This window comes from Synechococcus sp. MIT S9509, assembly GCF_047303035.1.
Taxonomy (GTDB): Bacteria; Cyanobacteriota; Cyanobacteriia; order PCC-6307; family Cyanobiaceae; genus Synechococcus_C.
This window is the reverse complement of record NZ_CP138940.1, coordinates 134,541-150,580: the sequence shown is the minus strand read 5'-3', so window position 1 is coordinate 150,580 and position 16,040 is coordinate 134,541. Positions and strand designations below refer to the sequence as shown.

General features: G+C 59.2%; 18 protein-coding genes, 1 tRNA gene and 1 other RNA gene. 12 read left to right on the top strand and 8 right to left on the bottom strand.

Annotation, left to right across the window (positions count from 1 at the left end):
- The first annotated feature begins 26 nt into the window (after positions 1 to 26).
- The 4 genes from SIB73_RS00825 (at position 27) to ftsZ (ending at position 3,599) form a co-directional block, all read left to right on the top strand.
- Positions 27 to 1,088, top strand: a complete 1,062-nt coding sequence (locus SIB73_RS00825; protein ID WP_413403657.1) for a D-alanine--D-alanine ligase family protein — start codon at positions 27 to 29, stop codon at positions 1,086 to 1,088.
- Positions 1,089 to 1,113: 25 nt separating this feature from the next.
- Positions 1,114 to 1,524 carry a hypothetical protein gene (locus SIB73_RS00820; protein ID WP_413403658.1) on the top strand — a complete coding sequence of 137 codons (411 nt, stop codon included), beginning with the start codon at positions 1,114 to 1,116 and terminating at the stop codon, positions 1,522 to 1,524.
- Positions 1,524 to 2,366 (top strand): cell division protein FtsQ/DivIB, encoded by an 843-nt coding sequence (locus SIB73_RS00815; RefSeq protein ID WP_413403659.1) that lies wholly within the window; start codon positions 1,524 to 1,526, stop codon positions 2,364 to 2,366. The genes SIB73_RS00820 and SIB73_RS00815 overlap by 1 nt, the downstream gene beginning before the upstream one ends.
- Positions 2,367 to 2,438: 72 nt before the next feature.
- Positions 2,439 to 3,599, top strand: coding sequence for a cell division protein FtsZ (ftsZ, locus tag SIB73_RS00810; RefSeq protein WP_413403660.1), 1,161 nt, complete (start codon positions 2,439 to 2,441; stop codon positions 3,597 to 3,599).
- A 59-nt stretch (positions 3,600 to 3,658) separates the two neighbouring features.
- On the opposite strand, the gene ffs is transcribed toward ftsZ, so the two are convergent.
- An RNA gene (gene ffs, locus SIB73_RS00805) (signal recognition particle sRNA small type) lies at positions 3,659 to 3,755 on the bottom strand.
- A 44-nt stretch (positions 3,756 to 3,799) separates the two neighbouring features.
- Between ffs and panB the strand changes: the two genes are divergently transcribed.
- Positions 3,800 to 4,618 carry a 3-methyl-2-oxobutanoate hydroxymethyltransferase gene (panB, locus tag SIB73_RS00800; RefSeq protein ID WP_413403661.1) on the top strand — a complete coding sequence of 273 codons (819 nt, stop codon included), beginning with the start codon at positions 3,800 to 3,802 and terminating at the stop codon, positions 4,616 to 4,618.
- Here the strand turns inward: panB and hemW are convergent.
- Complete coding sequence (gene hemW / locus SIB73_RS00795) at positions 4,530 to 5,792, bottom strand: radical SAM family heme chaperone HemW (protein ID WP_413403662.1); 1,263 nt, start codon at positions 5,790 to 5,792, stop codon at positions 4,530 to 4,532. The two genes, panB and hemW, sit on opposite strands and share 89 nt — an antisense overlap.
- 71 nt (positions 5,793 to 5,863) lie before the next feature.
- Here hemW and SIB73_RS00790 point away from each other — a divergent pair, with 71 nt between their 5' ends.
- From SIB73_RS00790 to cbiB, 5 genes are read left to right on the top strand one after another with little or no spacing between them, the layout of a single operon-like run.
- Positions 5,864 to 7,018 (top strand): PIN/TRAM domain-containing protein, encoded by a 1,155-nt coding sequence (locus SIB73_RS00790; RefSeq protein WP_413403663.1) that lies wholly within the window; start codon positions 5,864 to 5,866, stop codon positions 7,016 to 7,018.
- A 29-nt stretch (positions 7,019 to 7,047) separates the two neighbouring features.
- The gene (locus SIB73_RS00785) at positions 7,048 to 7,719 is read left to right on the top strand and encodes an ATP-dependent Clp protease proteolytic subunit (protein ID WP_066906825.1); all 672 of its coding nucleotides are present in this window, start codon (positions 7,048 to 7,050) and stop codon (positions 7,717 to 7,719) included.
- A gap of 52 nt (positions 7,720 to 7,771) precedes the next feature.
- Positions 7,772 to 8,374 (top strand): ATP-dependent Clp protease proteolytic subunit, encoded by a 603-nt coding sequence (locus SIB73_RS00780; protein WP_066906823.1) that lies wholly within the window; start codon positions 7,772 to 7,774, stop codon positions 8,372 to 8,374.
- Positions 8,375 to 8,430: 56 nt separating this feature from the next.
- Positions 8,431 to 9,426 (top strand): ketol-acid reductoisomerase, encoded by a 996-nt coding sequence (gene ilvC, locus SIB73_RS00775; protein WP_413403664.1) that lies wholly within the window; start codon positions 8,431 to 8,433, stop codon positions 9,424 to 9,426.
- 28 nt (positions 9,427 to 9,454) lie between these two features.
- Positions 9,455 to 10,459 (top strand): adenosylcobinamide-phosphate synthase CbiB, encoded by a 1,005-nt coding sequence (gene cbiB / locus SIB73_RS00770; protein ID WP_413403665.1) that lies wholly within the window; start codon positions 9,455 to 9,457, stop codon positions 10,457 to 10,459.
- On the opposite strand, the gene SIB73_RS00765 is transcribed toward cbiB, so the two are convergent.
- Positions 10,453 to 11,253 carry a sugar transferase gene (locus SIB73_RS00765; RefSeq protein WP_413406548.1) on the bottom strand — a complete coding sequence of 267 codons (801 nt, stop codon included), beginning with the start codon at positions 11,251 to 11,253 and terminating at the stop codon, positions 10,453 to 10,455. The genes cbiB and SIB73_RS00765 overlap by 7 nt on opposite strands.
- Before the next feature lie 154 nt (positions 11,254 to 11,407).
- Here SIB73_RS00765 and SIB73_RS00760 point away from each other — a divergent pair, with 154 nt between their 5' ends.
- Complete coding sequence (locus tag SIB73_RS00760; protein ID WP_413403666.1) at positions 11,408 to 11,665, top strand: hypothetical protein; 258 nt, start codon at positions 11,408 to 11,410, stop codon at positions 11,663 to 11,665.
- 280 nt (positions 11,666 to 11,945) lie between these two features.
- Here SIB73_RS00760 and SIB73_RS00755 read toward each other — a convergent pair.
- The 3 genes from SIB73_RS00755 to glyQ form a co-directional block, all read right to left on the bottom strand.
- Positions 11,946 to 12,032, bottom strand: a tRNA-Ser gene (locus tag SIB73_RS00755).
- Between the two features lie 55 nt (positions 12,033 to 12,087).
- The gene (locus SIB73_RS00750; RefSeq protein WP_413403667.1) at positions 12,088 to 14,010 is read right to left on the bottom strand and encodes a ComEC/Rec2 family competence protein; all 1,923 of its coding nucleotides are present in this window, start codon (positions 14,008 to 14,010) and stop codon (positions 12,088 to 12,090) included.
- A 38-nt stretch (positions 14,011 to 14,048) separates the two neighbouring features.
- Entirely contained in the window at positions 14,049 to 14,954 is a 906-nt protein-coding gene (glyQ, locus tag SIB73_RS00745; protein WP_413403668.1) for a glycine--tRNA ligase subunit alpha, read from the bottom strand.
- Between the two features lie 128 nt (positions 14,955 to 15,082).
- Between glyQ and SIB73_RS00740 the strand changes: the two genes are divergently transcribed.
- A complete protein-coding gene (locus SIB73_RS00740; RefSeq protein WP_413403669.1) occupies positions 15,083 to 15,385 on the top strand; it encodes a hypothetical protein in 303 nt (100 codons plus the stop codon).
- A gap of 168 nt (positions 15,386 to 15,553) precedes the next feature.
- Here SIB73_RS00740 and SIB73_RS00735 read toward each other — a convergent pair whose 3' ends face one another.
- Together SIB73_RS00735 and SIB73_RS00730 are read right to left on the bottom strand one after the other, a co-directional pair.
- On the bottom strand, positions 15,554 to 15,760 hold the full coding sequence (locus tag SIB73_RS00735) for a hypothetical protein (protein ID WP_413403670.1): 207 nt from the start codon (positions 15,758 to 15,760) through the stop codon (positions 15,554 to 15,556).
- Entirely contained in the window at positions 15,757 to 15,966 is a 210-nt protein-coding gene (locus SIB73_RS00730; protein WP_413439671.1) for a hypothetical protein, read from the bottom strand. Before SIB73_RS00730 ends, SIB73_RS00735 begins: the two co-directional genes overlap by 4 nt.
- Between the last annotated feature and the right edge of the window lie 74 nt (positions 15,967 to 16,040).

The following is a 16,040-nucleotide window of genomic DNA, read 5'->3' as shown; positions in this document are numbered from 1 at the left end:
CAGACCGTTGTAAAGCTTGCTCCCCCATGCCGACTTCCCAGATCCGCGTTGGCGTGGTGTTCGGAGGGGCATCCGGTGAACACGACGTGTCAATCCGGTCCGCCTCAACAGTGATCAAGGCTCTGGTCGATGCCAGCCAAGGCGAAAGGTTCCTGGTCACTCCTGTCTACATCGACCTCGAAGGGCGCTGGTGGCCGGAAACCATCGCCAGAAACGTGCTGGAGCGAGGCTCGGCACTCACCAATGAACAGCTGCCTCAGCCGCTTCCTGCCAGAGGGCTGCGCCAGTTGCCCCTGGACCCCGAATGTATCGATGTCTGGTATCCGGTTCTGCACGGACCAAATGGGGAGGACGGCACGGTGCAGGGTCTGTTCACATTGATGCAGCAACCGTTCGTGGGCTCCGGCGTGCTCGGATCCGCAGTCGGCATGGACAAGCTGGCCATGAAGGCAGCCTTCAGCGTTGCCGGGATTCCCCAGGTTCCCTATCTGGGAATCAACGCGGCTGATCTCAACAACCCGCAGCAGCTCGAACGCCTGCTGAACAGGTTGGAAGAGGAGCTCAGCTATCCCTGCTTCGTGAAACCCGCCAACCTCGGCTCATCCGTGGGGATCAGCAAAGTTCGTCATCGCGAGGAACTGCTGGCTGGCCTGCAGCTGGCGGCGAAACTCGATCCGCGTCTGGTGGTGGAACAGGGCGTCAAGGCCCGGGAACTTGAATGTGCCGTGCTGGGGCGAAAGGATCTGAGAGCTTCCGTGGTGGGTGAAGTGCGGTTTGATGCCGACTGGTACGACTACGAGACCAAATACACCGAAGGACGCAGTCAAACCCTGATCCCGGCGCCATTGTCCGATTCAGTCAGCCAACGCATTCAGGCCATGGCCCTCGATGCCTGCCGCGCCGTTCACGCCTATGGCCAGGCACGTGTGGATGTCTTTTATGACGAGGCCAATGACCAGATCTGGCTGAATGAGATCAACACCCTGCCGGGCTTCACATCCCAGAGCATGTATCCAACGCTGTGGGAGGCCTCCGGTGTTCCTTTGCCACAGCTGGTGGCGGAGCTGGTGAACACAGCGCAAGAATGAGCCGTCTGCCTCTGCTGCTGCCGCGATGATGCACGGTTTGCTCTGGTTTCCGCTGCTTTTGGTGTTCGTGCTGCTGGCGTCCCTGGGATGGCTGGAGCGGCGGCGCCAGAATCTGTTTCGGGTCTGGAGCGAATCATCCGAACTGGCCAAACTCGACGGCTGCGGTGCAGCACGGCTGAAGAACGGTGAGCTGAGCTGGAGCAGTTTCCATGCGGGCAGCTTCAAGGATGAGGGCCGATTTGTGATCAAGACGCTCGAGCTGGTGGAGTTGATGTCGCTCTCATCGGGCGATGCACCACTGGCCCACGAATCACAGGGTCGCTGCCGCCTGAGGCTCATCGGTGAAGGGCGGCAGATGGATGTGCCGTTCTCGGATGCGGAACGGGCCCGCCGCTGGATGGATCAGTTGATGGCGAAGGCACGTTGCGACCTGTGATGACCCGCTCGCAAGTCAACAAACAGGAGAGCAACACCAGCACTCCCCTGCCTCCGGGAGTCGAACGCCGGCGCAGGCTGCGCCAGGAGCGACGTCGGGAGCGGCTGATTCAGATCTGGCGCATCCTCCTGCTCGGCGGAGTCTCAGGCAGCTTGGTCTGGGTTCTGCTCAGCGCAGGCTGGAGCCTGCGCTCGCAGCAGCAGCTCACGGTGCGGGGCAGTGAACGACTGGGCAGCGAAGCGGTGGTCAAAGCCGCAGGCCTGCGCTTCCCACGCCCATTGATCACGCTGGAGCCAGGCCTTCTGGAGCGCCGGCTGCAGGCCGAGCTGCCGGTGCAGTCCGTGTCAGTCAAGCGACGGCTTGTCCCGCCGGGACTGGACATCGAGCTGCAGGATCGACGTCCCGTGGCGGCTGCGAGCCGAATGGGAGCCCGCGGCAAGGAACAGGGGATGGTCGACTTTGAAGGTCATTGGATGCCGCTCACCGTCGCGCGCCAGGGTGAAGCCCCCGCCAGTGCAGTGCGTGTAGATGGGTGGATTCCTAGCCGGCGCTCAATGATTGCTGCGGTGCTGGCGCAACGCGATCAGCTGGGCAGTCCTTTAAGTGAGATCCACATCGCTCCGGATGGAGACCTCAGCCTGCGCACGCAAACGCTTGGCCTCGTGCAACTGGGTTCGAATGAGCGGCTGCTGGATCAGCAGCTCCGCACGATCGCACTGCTGTCCAGCAGTCTTCCCGAAAATCTGCGGGGGAAAACCAGCAGCGGCATCGATCTTTCAGATCCCTCCAAACCCGAATTACAGCTGAAACCAAGCCCGAAACAGAAAACCAGCAAACCCTGACCGGTCGTTGCACAGTGCTGAAACCACAACGAGTGTGATTTGAATTCGGCGATTATCGCTCTCAGGGACATAATGCACACGCACTTGAGTGGTTCGACGCCGACGATGGAGATGGTGAACGGTCAGATGTCCCCTTCTCCTGACTCGGAAGGAATTCTTCCTTCCCAATCCGCCCGAATTGAAGTGATCGGCGTCGGAGGTGGTGGCAGCAACGCCGTGAACCGCATGATCCAAAGCGACCTTGAAGGGGTCGCTTACAGAGTTCTGAACACTGATGCTCAGGCACTGCTGCAATCATCGTCGGAACACCGTGTCCAGCTCGGACAGACCCTGACTCGTGGCCTTGGCGCCGGTGGTAACCCCAGCATCGGTCAGAAAGCGGCTGAAGAATCCCGTGCCGATCTGCAGCAGGCTCTTCAGGGTGCCGATCTTGTGTTCATCGCTGCCGGCATGGGTGGAGGCACCGGTACCGGTGCGGCGCCCGTTGTTGCTGAAGTCGCCAAGGAAAGCGGCGCTCTCACCGTTGGGATCGTCACCAAACCCTTCGGATTTGAAGGGCGACGCCGCATGCGCCAGGCCGATGAGGGCATCGCCCGGCTGGCTGAGCACGTTGACACGCTGATCGTGATCCCCAACGACCGTCTGCGTGACGCCATCGGCAGTGCTCCCCTTCAGGAGGCCTTCCGCAGTGCTGATGATGTTCTGCGCATGGGCGTGAAGGGCATCACTGACATCATCACCTGTCCTGGGCTGGTGAATGTCGACTTCGCTGACGTTCGATCGGTGATGACCGAAGCCGGCACTGCCCTGCTCGGCATCGGTGTCGGATCCGGTCGTTCCCGTGCCATCGAAGCCGCTCAGACCGCGATCAACAGCCCTCTGCTGGAGGCTGCGCGCATTGATGGTGCCAAAGGTTGTGTGATCAACATCAGCGGTGGCCGTGACATGACCCTTGAGGACATGACCAGCGCATCCGAAGTGATTTATGACGTGGTCGATCCCGAAGCCAACATCATTGTTGGAGCTGTGGTGGATGAACGCCTCGAAGGTGAGATTCACGTGACCGTGATCGCCACAGGGTTTGAGAATGGTCAGCCCTATCGCACCGAAAGGAGCGTTCCGCGCGCAGCGACATCAGCTTTCACTCCTGCTGAATCGCAGGATTCCGGCGCTCGCATTCCTGAATTTCTGAGACAGCGGCAGCAGCGGCCTGACGTTGAGCCAAACAGCTGATCCCGGTCAGCTCCGAGTTCAAACCTGCTCCTGAGCAGCCGGAGCGAACCAACCATTGTGGTGACCCGGAGTCCACGCCTGTTCAGAGCATCCCGTGTGGCTGCTGCCTTCCGGTTCTGACCAAGTTTGGGCGTTTGAACCGCATAGGTCCGAGTCGCTTCAAATGTTAGCAATGGAAGTCCGCTGATTTGAGAGAGCGGTTGCGCGCCTCCGACCTGATCCGGTTCAAGCAGACCGGCCAACCGATCACCATGCTCACCGCCTGGGATGCCATCAGCGCCTCCCTTGTGGAGGACGCGGGTGCGGATGTGGTGCTGGTGGGAGATTCACTCGCCATGGTCAGCCTCGGCCACAGCACAACGCTTCCCGTCACGCTTGAGCAGATGGTGTTGCACACCCAGGCGGTCTGCAGGGGTTTGAGCAAACCACTTGCCGAGCAACCGCTGGTGATCACCGATCTTCCCTTTCTCAGTTACCAGTGCGGATTGGATCGAGCGGTGGCTGCGGCAGGAACTCTGCTCAAACAGACCGATGCTGCTGGCGTGAAGCTCGAGGGTGCTGAACCGGAGGTTTTGGCCGTGATTGAACGACTGGTCCGCACGGGGATCCCCGTGATGGGACACCTGGGACTCTTGCCTCAGGCGGTTCACAGCCTTGGCTATCGCCGTCAGGCCAAAGATCCACGCAGCCAGGAACGCCTGCTGATGCAGGCTGCCGAACTGGAGTCGGCGGGATGCTTCGCCATGGTTCTCGAGCACGTACCTGCCGAACTTGCAGGGCAGGTGAGGCGGCATGTGACGATCCCGGTGATCGGCATAGGAGCAGGAGACGACTGCGATGGGCAGGTGAGCGTGACCGCCGATCTGCTCGGGCTGACCCACTCACAACCGCCCTTCAGCAGGGCCCGGATGGATGGTCGCAGTCTTGCGATCAAGGCCTTGCGCAGCTGGCTGGACGATCAGCGTCAGCCGTCACCTCCTCCCACCACTCCACCAGCTCCACCAGAACCGCATTGCTGACGGCCATCCCACCAGGATCGGTCAGCTGCCAGCGGGAGCCGCAGCGCCGCATCAGATCGGTTTGAAGAAATCTTGCCCAGCGGGCCTCCAGCTGAGGCAGCCAGCGGCTGCAACGATCCCGAGACCAGCCGCAACCGTGGGCCTGCTCCATGAGCTCGACTCCTTCCCGACGCCTGAGCCCAACAAGCAGCCGATCCTCGAGGCTCATCGGCGTAGCCAGCTCCCTCAGCAGCGAGGCATGCGGACCATCCCTTTGCTGCTGCTCCAGCCAATCGCCATAGGCCTCACGGGTTCGGGGCCTGGCGAAACGCTCACCCCAGGGAGCACTGGTGGCACCCAGACCAAACGCCCACCAGCCGGCGCCGCTCCAATACACACGGTTATGCCTGGAGGCATGTCCTGGCCTGGAGAAATTGGAGATTTCGTAGCGGCAATAGCCAGCCCTGGCGAGGCGCTCACTAGTGGCGGCGATCCGATCGGCAGCGCCGTCCTCATCAGGCAACTCCAGCTCACCGCGTTGCTCAAGCTTCGAGAACACCGTGCCCGGTTCCACGCTGAGGTCATAGATGGAGAGATGGGGAGCGCCGATCGCCACGGCACGCTCGAGCTGAACGCCCCAGGCCTCGTCGCTCTGATCAGGCAGGTTGCGAATCAGATCAAGGCTCCAGCTGCGCAGGGCGCCATGCTCCACGGCGCCATGGAGCCACTCACAGGCTTCCAGCAGATCCGATCGGCGATGACGGCGACCGAGGGACTCCAGGACCTGGTTGTCGAAACTCTGACCACCGAGGCTGACCCGATTCACACCGCAGCACAGCAAGGCCTCGAGATCCATCCGCCCAAAGCTGGCGGGGTCCATTTCCAGCGTGATTTCAGACCCGCTCTGCAATCCGAAACGCGCTCGCAGGGTGTTGAGCACACGCCCGATCTGTTCAGGGGTCAGCAGCGAAGGGGTTCCTCCACCGACATAGACGGTGGCCAACGGCGGTCCCGACGGTGAAAGTGCAATTTCCCTGAGCAGCTGCTCGAGATACGTCTCAATCGAGCGACTCCCGGGACCGCCCTGGGCATCAGCCTTATCCCCCAGGGGCACCACTGCGAAATCGCAGTAAAAGCAGCGCCGATGGCAGAAAGGAATGTGGACGTAGGCGCTGCGGGGCGCGGGTGCGGTCATCAGCCCGAGCCAGGAGAGAGAGAATGGTGCATGCTGCCTGCAACTGGACTGGGCAGTGAGAACCCAACCTCATGGTCGAAGCGCTCATCATCATCCTGTTCCTGATCTCCGGGACGGCGACCGGCTGGATGGGCGTGCATCTGCTTCCGCAGGAACTTCTGGATGACACCAACGCCCAGCAGGTGCGACTGGGCCTGAGCGCCGGGGGTGCCGTCATCGGTCTCGTGGCAGGCCTGGTCTTTCGCCGTCTGCGCCAGCGGCTGATGAATCAGGTGCGCACCATGCCCACCGATCTTCTGGTCAGCCGGGCGGTAGGCCTGATCCTCGGGCTGCTGGTGGCCAATCTGCTGCTGGCTCCGATTCTGTTGCTGCCTCTGGCCGGTGCAAGCTCTCTTGTGAAGCCGCTGGCGGCGATTCTGAGCAATGTGTTCTTCGGCGTGCTGGGTTACAACCTGGCCGAGGTGCATGGACGCACGCTGCTGAGGCTGTTCAATCCAACCTCCACGGAGGCTCTGCTGGTGGCCGATGGTGTGCTCACACCCGCTACAGCCAAGATCCTTGATACCAGCGTGATCATCGATGGGCGCATTCAGGGAATGATCGGCTGCGGTCTGCTGGAGGGGAAGGTGATCGTGGCCCAGACGGTGATCAATGAAATGCAGCAACTCGCCGATTCCAACAACCTGGAGAAACGCGGCAAGGGCCGACGAGGCCTGAAGCTGCTGAATGCCCTGCGAGAGACCTACGACAAACGTCTGGTGATCAACACGACCCGCTACGACGGGGCAGGCACGGACGATCGACTGCTGCAGCTCACGGAAGACACCGGCGGGACCCTGGTGACAGCGGACTTCAACCTTGCCCAGGTGGCCAGAGTGAAGGAGCTCAAGGTGATGAACCTCAGCGAGCTGGTGATCGCACTGCGTCCAGAAGTGCAGCCTGGCGATGAACTCAACCTAAAGATCGTCCGCGAAGGAAAGGAGGAGCATCAGGGTGTGGCCTATCTGGAGGACGGCACGATGGTGGTGATTGAAAACGCCCGGGCCGCCATCGGTGAACGGCGGGGTGTGGTGATCACCGGAGCCCTGCAAAACCCAAGCGGACGGATGGTGTTCGGTCGGCTCGACAAGGATGGTGAATCAACCGCCACCGGCAAGAGCAGTCCTGGAGCAAAACCGCCACGCAAGAACCGGCGCAATGAGCGTCCCACCCCGGGGTCCCGCTAGGCTCCACCGACCATGGCGGCCCGACGCGGATGACCACATCAGCCCCTTATTACGGCGATTCGTCGGTGATGCGGACTCCGCCCCCGGATCTGCCTTCACTGCTTCTCAAGGAGCGAATTGTTTATCTGGGACTGCCCCTTTTTTCTGACGACGACACCAAGCGTCAGGTTGGACTTGACGTCACAGAACTGATCATTGCCCAGCTTCTTTTCCTCGAGTTCGATAATCCCGACAAGCCGATTTACTTCTATATCAACTCCACTGGAACCAGCTGGTATACAGGCGACGCCATTGGATTCGAGACGGAAGCTTTCGCCATCTGCGACACCCTCCGCTACGTCAAGCCGCCGGTGCACACCATCTGCATCGGTCAGGCGATGGGAACAGCTGCCGTGATCCTGTCCGCTGGCACCAAAGGACATCGAGCTGCCCTGCCCCACGCCTCGATCGTGTTGCATCAGCCCCGCAGCGGCGCACAGGGCCAGGCGACAGACATCCAGATCCGTGCCAAGGAGGTGCTGCACAACAAGCGAGCCATGCTCGAAATTCTTTCGACCAACACCGGGCGCAGCGTGGAGGAACTCTCCAGGGATTCCGATCGCATGAGTTATCTGACTCCAGATCAGGCCAAGGATTACGGACTGATCGACCGAGTACTCGCCAGTCGCAAGGAACTGCCCGCTCCAGTTCCGGCTGGTTAATCCAGCCCAAGCCCCCTCGTTTCAACTTTTTTTCTTCAACCCACCAGGACCTATGCCGATCGGTACCCCCAGCGTCCCCTACCGCCTGCCCGGCAGCCAGATGGAGCGCTGGGTGGACATCTACACACGACTTGGAGTTGAGCGAATCCTCTTCCTTGGCTCCGAGGTGAACGATGCGGTGGCCAACAGTCTGGTCGCTCAGATGCTTTACCTCGACTCGGAAGACAGCAGCAAACCGATCTATCTGTACATCAATTCTCCTGGTGGATCGGTCACGGCTGGACTGGCGATTTACGACACCATGCAATACGTCAAGAGTGACGTGGTCACCATCTGCGTGGGCCTTGCCGCATCGATGGGAGCCTTCCTGCTGGCAGCGGGTACCAAGGGCAAGCGCCTGGCCCTGCCCCACAGCCGGATCATGATTCACCAGCCCCTGGGCGGAACCGCTCAACGACAAGCCAGCGACATCGAAATCGAAGCGCGCGAGATTCTGCGCATGAAGGAGATGCTGAACCGCTCCATGGCTGAGATGAGCGGGCAGAGCTTCGAGAAAATTGAGAAAGACACCGATCGTGATTACTTCCTCAGCAGCGAAGAAGCCAAGGACTACGGGCTGATTGACCGGGTGATCGCACACCCCAACGAGGCATGATCGTCCCCACACTTGCGTAAGCTCGGTCGTTACCAAGCTCCACGTTCGTCGTCCGGATGGCTCAGCTTTTTTACGACTCCGATGCAGATCTTTCGCTGCTCAGCGGCAAAACGGTCGCCATCATCGGCTATGGCTCCCAGGGCCATGCCCACGCGCTGAACCTCAAGGACAGCGGCGTGAACGTGGTGGTGGGCCTTTATGAGGGAAGCCGTTCCGCTGACAAGGCCAGAGCCGACGGCCTTGAAGTGCTGAGCGTTTCCGACGCTGCGGCCAAAGCGGACTGGATCATGGTGCTGCTTCCCGATGAGTTCCAGAAAGAGGTCTACGACAAGGAAATCGCTCAACATCTGAGCGCTGGCAAGGTTCTCAGCTTTGCCCATGGTTTCAACATCCGTTTCGGCCTGATCCAACCGCCGGCCGATGTGGATGTGGTGATGATCGCCCCCAAGGGCCCTGGTCACACCGTGCGCTGGGAATATCAGAACGGCCAGGGTGTGCCAGCGCTCTTCGCCATTGAGAAAGATGCCTCCGGCAATGCCCGCGGCCTGGCCATGGCCTATGCCAAGGGAATCGGCGGCACCCGCGCCGGCATTCTTGAAACCAACTTCAAGGAAGAGACCGAAACCGACCTCTTCGGCGAACAGGCCGTGCTCTGTGGCGGCCTCTCCGAGCTGGTCAAAGCAGGCTTCGAGACCCTCGTCGAAGCAGGCTATCAGCCCGAACTGGCCTATTTCGAGTGCCTGCACGAAGTGAAGCTGATCGTGGATCTGATGGTGAAAGGCGGTCTTTCAGCCATGCGCGATTCGATCTCCAACACAGCAGAGTACGGCGATTATGTGAGTGGTCCCCGCCTGATCACCGACGACACCAAAGCGGAGATGAAGCGAATCCTCGCGGACATCCAGGACGGCACCTTCGCCAAGAACTTCGTGGCTGAGTGCGAAGCCGGCAAGCCTGAGATGAACAAAATCCGCAAGCGCGACGGTGATCACAAGATCGAAGAAGTGGGCAAGGGCCTGCGCTCGATGTTCAGCTGGCTGAAGGCCTCCTGAACAGGGCCTCATTCAGCCCTTTCTCCTGGTGATCGCCGCAGCCGGTCTCGACCGGCTGATCGGCGATCCACTCTGGTCACCCCACCCAGTGGTGTGGATGGGCCGTAGCATCAGCACACTGCAGCGCAGCACTGAAAGCTGGTGCGGGAATGATCCCGCCAGGTTGCGTCTGGGTGGACTGACCATCACGCTGATTCTCACCCTTGGCAGCGCTGGCTGCGGATGGCTGATCGAACGGATCGCCCTGCACACGCAGGGCGCACTCCAGAGCATCGCGGTGCTTGCTCTGGTCGCAGGCCTTGCCAGTGCACTGGCAGCCAGAAGTCTTGAACAAAGTGTGCTGAACGTGATTGCAGCCCTTCCCTGCAAAGGCGGCGACGATCTCTCGGCAGCACGAGAAAAGCTCAGCTGGATCGTGGGCCGTGACACGACCTCACTCACCGGTGACGAGATCCTGCGCGCCAGCGCTGAAACCGCCAGTGAGAATGCGGTGGACGGGCTGTTCGCACCACTGTTCTGGATGTTGGTGGGGTCAACTCTCTGGAGCCTTGGATGGACCGCCGCTCCAGGCCCACTGGCCCTGGCCTGGGGATTCAAGGCCGCCAGCACTCTGGATTCCATGCTCGGTTACCGCAGAGGCAAGCTGCGTTGGCTTGGCACCGCAGGAGCTCGACTGGATGACCTGCTGACCTGGCTGCCCTGCCGTCTGGTGATGCTGAGCCTGCCGCTGGTGAGCAGACCCTGGCGCCAGTTGCCAGAGCTGGTCAGGTCGGCTGAATCCGAGGGCCAGCACGATGCATCCCCTAACGCAGGACGATCAGAAGCGATTTATGCGCACTGTGCAGGCGTACAACTCGGTGGCCGCAACCGCTATGGCGATCGCTGGGTGGATAAGCCATTGCTGGGAACCGGCCAGCCCAATGTGGACCCGAAGGCTGTCAACAAAATCCTTGAACTGACCAAACGCCTGGAGCTGCTCTGGATCCTGATTGCAGCCTTGCTGGGCTGGGGCCTGCAGGGACAGGTTCAGTAAGCACCTCGATCCATCGGCAACAGCAACACGCCGAAGGTGCGGAGGATGATGGCCAGATCGAGCAGGAAGGACCGACCTCGGGCATAGGCCAGATCAAGTCTGACCCGCTTGGGGTAGCTGAGATTGTTCCTGCCACTCACCTGCCAGAGGCCTGTGAGACCGGGCCTCACGGCAAGGACTTCATCCATGTAGTCGGAGTAACGAGCAATCTCCTTGTTAACGATCGGCCTTGGACCGACAACACTCATCTCGCCTCGTAGAACATTGAGGAACTGCGGCAGCTCATCAAGGCTCGAACGACGCAGGAATCTGCCGATGGGCGTTATTCGAGGGTCGTTGCGTAACTTGAAATCGCGTTCAAACTCAGCGCGCATCTCAGGAGAGCGCTCCAGCACCTGGGCCAGAACGACATCGGCATCAGGCCTCATCGTGCGGAACTTGATGCATCCGAAAGGTCGGTAGCCACGACCAACCCTTTTCTGGACGTAGAAGACAGGACCTGGCGAACTGAGCTTGACCAGGACAGCCAGAAGCAGAAACAGCGGCGAGCCAAGCCCAAGCACTGCGGCTGAGAACACGACATCACCACTGCGCTTAAGCGAACGCCCCAGACGACTTTGATGCCGAACAAGCGTGAGCGCGGACAGGCTCGAAGGCGGAGCCGCAATCAGCTCGAGGTGACGGCGTGATGCGCGACGACGGAGCTTGGAGGGCGACGCTGAAAGAACAGGACGGCGGGGAGTACTGACCAAGCGTTGTCCCTCTCGTCTCAACCCAATCAACCTCAGGGGCATGCATTCGTCAGCAGCCAAGGGCCAGTAGCCGCAACGGCACAGAACGAGATCACCCTGCTTGCGAAACGTCCAAGCGTGTCTCAGCACGCGACAGATTGATCAAGAAGTCTCTCAGGCGATTGCCGTCCCCGGCGCCTGTCCCGAAGCTTGGGGCATGGCATCCACCAGCACTGCTCTCAACGGTCTCCTCGAAGAGGCCCTCCGGGAGGCTTCCATCGGAGAAACCTCACACTTCCACTGGCATGCCACAGCCGTGGGAATCGCCGCCCTTTGGCAGGGGGATGCAGCACCCAGCACCCCACCCTTTGACCTGGCCGTCACCGAAGGACTGGAGGTCGGACTGGATCTGAGCAGAGAGGAGCGGGAATTTCATCAGGTCAGTGAAGGGCTCGTGCTGCTGTTTCACTCGTAAATGCAATCTGATGCGGAAAGTCTTCAGGGGCTGACTGTTCGCCAGCCGCTCAACTGAGGAATGTCAATGAGATTGAGATTCACCATTAGGCGCAGGCAAACCAACTCTTTACTAAACAGAAAAATCAATCCAATCCAACTAGATAAAAGAAGTTTTTCGAAATAGCATCAATATTTCTGGCCTGAACAATCAGCAGAGATTTGTCAGGTGAAAGAGTGCGAAATAAGACAAGCATTGTTCACACAAAGAGAACCATCCCCCATCAGGGAAGCTGATGAAACGGAGAGGGTGGGATTCGAACCCACGAGGGTGTTACCCCTACACGATTTCGAGTCGTGCGCATTCAACCGGACTCTGCCACCTCTCCAAGCGCTCATGGCGCGATGACAGCTTAGTAGGCGGCCATCAAGGCACTCGAGCACTCAACCGGATTGGGGGCGTAAATCTCTGCGACGCAGTCGCTGAGCTTGGCCGCCATAACGGATGTGCAACAGGCGACCGTGGTGATGAGAAACGCCAATGCTCAGTCCATCACTCTGCAGACGCTGACCAGGTGACAAGGGCAAGCGTCCTGTCTGTTCGGCCTGAAGCGTAGGCGTGAGTGCGTTCCAACAGGCTTGATGATCCGTACCCACCGGATCCAGGACCACAATCCAATCCAGCCGCTGATGGCCGAGCCCGCGGCTCAGTCGTGTCCCGATTCCACAACTCAAATCATCGCCATGACTACTCACCAAGGCCGCCCGTCCCTTGTGGCGCAGCAACAACCACTGGCGACCCCACTGCTCCACACGAATCAAGTCATCCCGAAGCTGACCGCGAACCTGCAGGCACACCACCAACAACAGCATCAACACCGACCAGCCACGCCAGCGCAGGGGAATCGGCAACAGCCAGGGGAGCAGACTCAGGGAAAACAACAGGGCAAGCAGAGGATGAACCGGGCCCGTGAGCAGCTGAGCCCATGGCCACTGGCTTATCCAGTGCACCAAAGCGATCATCCATGAACTCAGCTGTTGAACAGGCCAGATCAGCCAGGGCAGCAGAACCGATGTCAGCGCTGAAGGCAGGATCAGAACCATCACAGCCAGAGCCATGGAGGCCAGCGTGAGGGGCGCAAGCAATGGCGCTGCCAGCACGTTGCTGAGCACGGAGTACAGCGGTGCTGCTCCGAAATGAAGCAACTGCAGCGGCAGTGTCCAGAACAGGGCCACAAGGGGAATCGAGAGCACTGGAGCCAGTCGGTGCAGTGACTGGGGCCAGTGCTGCAGGAACCACTGTTCAAGGGGGCCCACCGAAATCACCAGGCCAGCCGTTGCTGCAGCGCTGAACTGAAAGCCAATGGAACGCCCCCAGGTTGGATGCACCAGCAGCATCAGCACCAGAGTGACAAGCAGCACTCCCAGCCTGCGACTGCAGGATCCACTTTCACGAATCAACAGTGCTGCTGCACCCATCAGCACCGCACGCACCACCGAAGCCTGTGCTCCGGCCAGAGCAAGAAACAGCGCCATGGCGATGCACCCTGCCGCGACTCTCACAGGCGCAGGCAATGCTCGGGTGCAGGCCAGTGCACAACCCAAGAGCACTGACAGGTGAAAGCCTGAAGCTGCAAGGGCATGTGAGAGACCTGCCACCCGGAATTCCTCGGACAGGGTTTGCGGCAGTGTCACTTGAGCGCCACCCAGCACCAGGGCCGCCAGCAAACCACCTTCCTGCGGGCCTGCCGTGTCGATGAAACGCGCAGCAATGGTTCGACGCGCAGCAGCTAGGGGAGCCCAGTCCTGCCGCAATACATGGATGGAATCCGTGCGCAGGCGACTCCAACTCCCCTTCAGAGCCAGTCGTTGATCAACAGCAGGAAGCAGTGGATGGGGTGAAGGCTGGGGCCGACGCAAGGTTCCCTCTGCTTCGATCCAGGCTCCTGTGAGCAAAGGCGACCCGCAGGGCTCGAGCGTCAGCTCCGTTCGTCCTCGACTGATCCGGCCGTTGAGACTGCTGATCTGCAGAAACGTTCGGCAACGATCGTTCCGCACGGCACCATCCGCATGGATCCTGCCCACCACGCGCACGGCAAGAGAGTTGGCATCTCCTGGAATGAACAGGCTTGGATCCCCTGGCTGAGGCCTGGGCATGGCACCGGCTCCGCAACGAGCACTGACAAGACAGAGCATCAAAGCGAGACCCACAATGACCTTTGTGGGTCTGCCACTGACTCGTCCCCAGACAGCCAGTGCACAGAACAAACAGGCTGCCAGAGTCACCCAGTGCAGCAAAGACTGGACAAAGACCGCCCCGATACTGGCCAGCAGCAGCAACAATCCCGCACTGATGACCGGTTGCATTCAGCACGATCGAAGCTGTTTGGAGGGTTCCCCCGTGATCAGAAAGCGACGGCTGCTGAAGACGAGGCGACGGCGGGTTGCTTGAGCAAAGGGAATCCCAGCGCTTCACGCTCGGCGAGCCAGGCTTCTGCAACTTTGCGGGCCAGGTTGCGAATTCGACCGATGGTGGCCGTGCGCTCGGTCACCGAGATCACCCCCCGGGCTTCCAACAGATTGAAGGTATGGCTGCACTTGAGCACAAAATCGAGAGCGGGTGCAGGCAACTTTTTCTCAATGAGATCCGCTGCTTCCGCCTCGTAAATGGCAAACAACTGCTTGAGCCTCTCTGGATTGGAAGACTCGAAATTGAAATGACACTGTCCCTTTTCAAAGGGAAGCCAGATATCGCCGTAACTCCGCTCTTGGTTCCAGCTCAGCTCCCAGATGCTTTCGACGTCCTGGAGATACATCGCCAGACGCTCGAGTCCATAGGTGATTTCGATCGAAACAGGCTTGCAGTCAATCCCGCCACATTGCTGAAAATAAGTGAACTGGGTCACTTCCATGCCGTCGAGCCAGACCTCCCAACCCACGCCCCAGGCCCCGAGAGTCGGAGACTCCCAGTTGTCTTCCACGAATCGGATGTCGTGATCGGCAGCACGAATACCCAGTGCTTCCAATGAGGAGAGATAAGTCTCCTGAATGCCATCGGGTGAAGGCTTAATCAGCACCTGGTATTGGAAATAATGCTGAGCCCGATTGGGATTGTCTCCATAACGGCCATCGGTGGGACGACGACAGGGTTCGGGATAGGCAACCGACCAGGGCTCCGGCCCGATCGCCCGCAGCACCGTATGCGGGCTCATGGTTCCAGCACCCTTTTCAGTGTCGTAGGGCTGGAGCAGGAGGCAGCCCTGATCGGCCCAGAAACGATTGAGAGTGCTGATGATGTCCTGAAAATTCATATCACGTCGCAAGCGATAGACCCTTGTCAGGGAACGGGTTTGTGCAGGGGAGCCGATTTTGGAAAAGCTGTTGAACAGCGTTCAACCAACCCAAAAACCGGCTTCAAATCCTAGTGCAGCACTGGGTTGTGAAGAACACCAACCCAATTCAATTGAGAAGCCCAGGAGTTGCAGATCATTTCAAAACCAGCTTCAAGGCAAAGCTGCAACAAGCAATTGACAACGAAAACCTGCTTGCTTTCAAGGGCAAAAACAGGTGCGAACGAAGACTCATAGGAGGCAAACCATTAACTAATTGCACAAAAATACTTGCAAATCAAAAACGAATATCAACAGCAGAGCGCATCCGTACAGGCAAGCTGGTGAACAGGCCGATAAGAGCTTTCATGAGCAAATCGCGCAGCGCAGGCATCATTCCTTTCACTGAATGAGCTGCATGGATCAGGAGTGAACTTGTCAATCACCCGGACCACAAAATAAAGCTCATTGAAACAAAACCAATACATGCAATAACCATTGTGCTGCAGCGCAAAAGCTTGCCATTTGCATCTTTGCAGGGGATGCAATGCTCTGCAATTGCTGTTGTTACCTATAAGCCATCAAGGCATAGCCGCTGTGATCAGACGCCCTGACCCAATCGTCATCAGAAAGGTCATCATGATCACCACGTCCCACGCTTTTGACTTGATGAAGTAAGGCACAGAGATACTCATTGCCGCCAAATGAACGATCACTCCAGTCACAACATCAAGATGGAGGGTAATGAAATATGCGGCAATGACTAATCCACTGCCGATCACTCTCATTCGTTGAAGCAAGTCCATACACCTTTTCCTTCACTGGTCATCATGAAAATTCTGAGCATTAGACGTGGCAGGGATTCGTTAGGGATTACCGGCCACGACAAGGAAAGAAGGAACAAAAAATCCCCCGGTGTTGAACGCCACTTGGCAGCCAAAATGATCGACGCATGAGGGATGTTGCGCTCGTACAAGACCCAGGCAAGAGCCATCCATCCAACAGTTCAGATCGCATTGGAAAACGTCGTTGCAACCATCGCTTGGAACTACAGGTACAGGCAGCTTC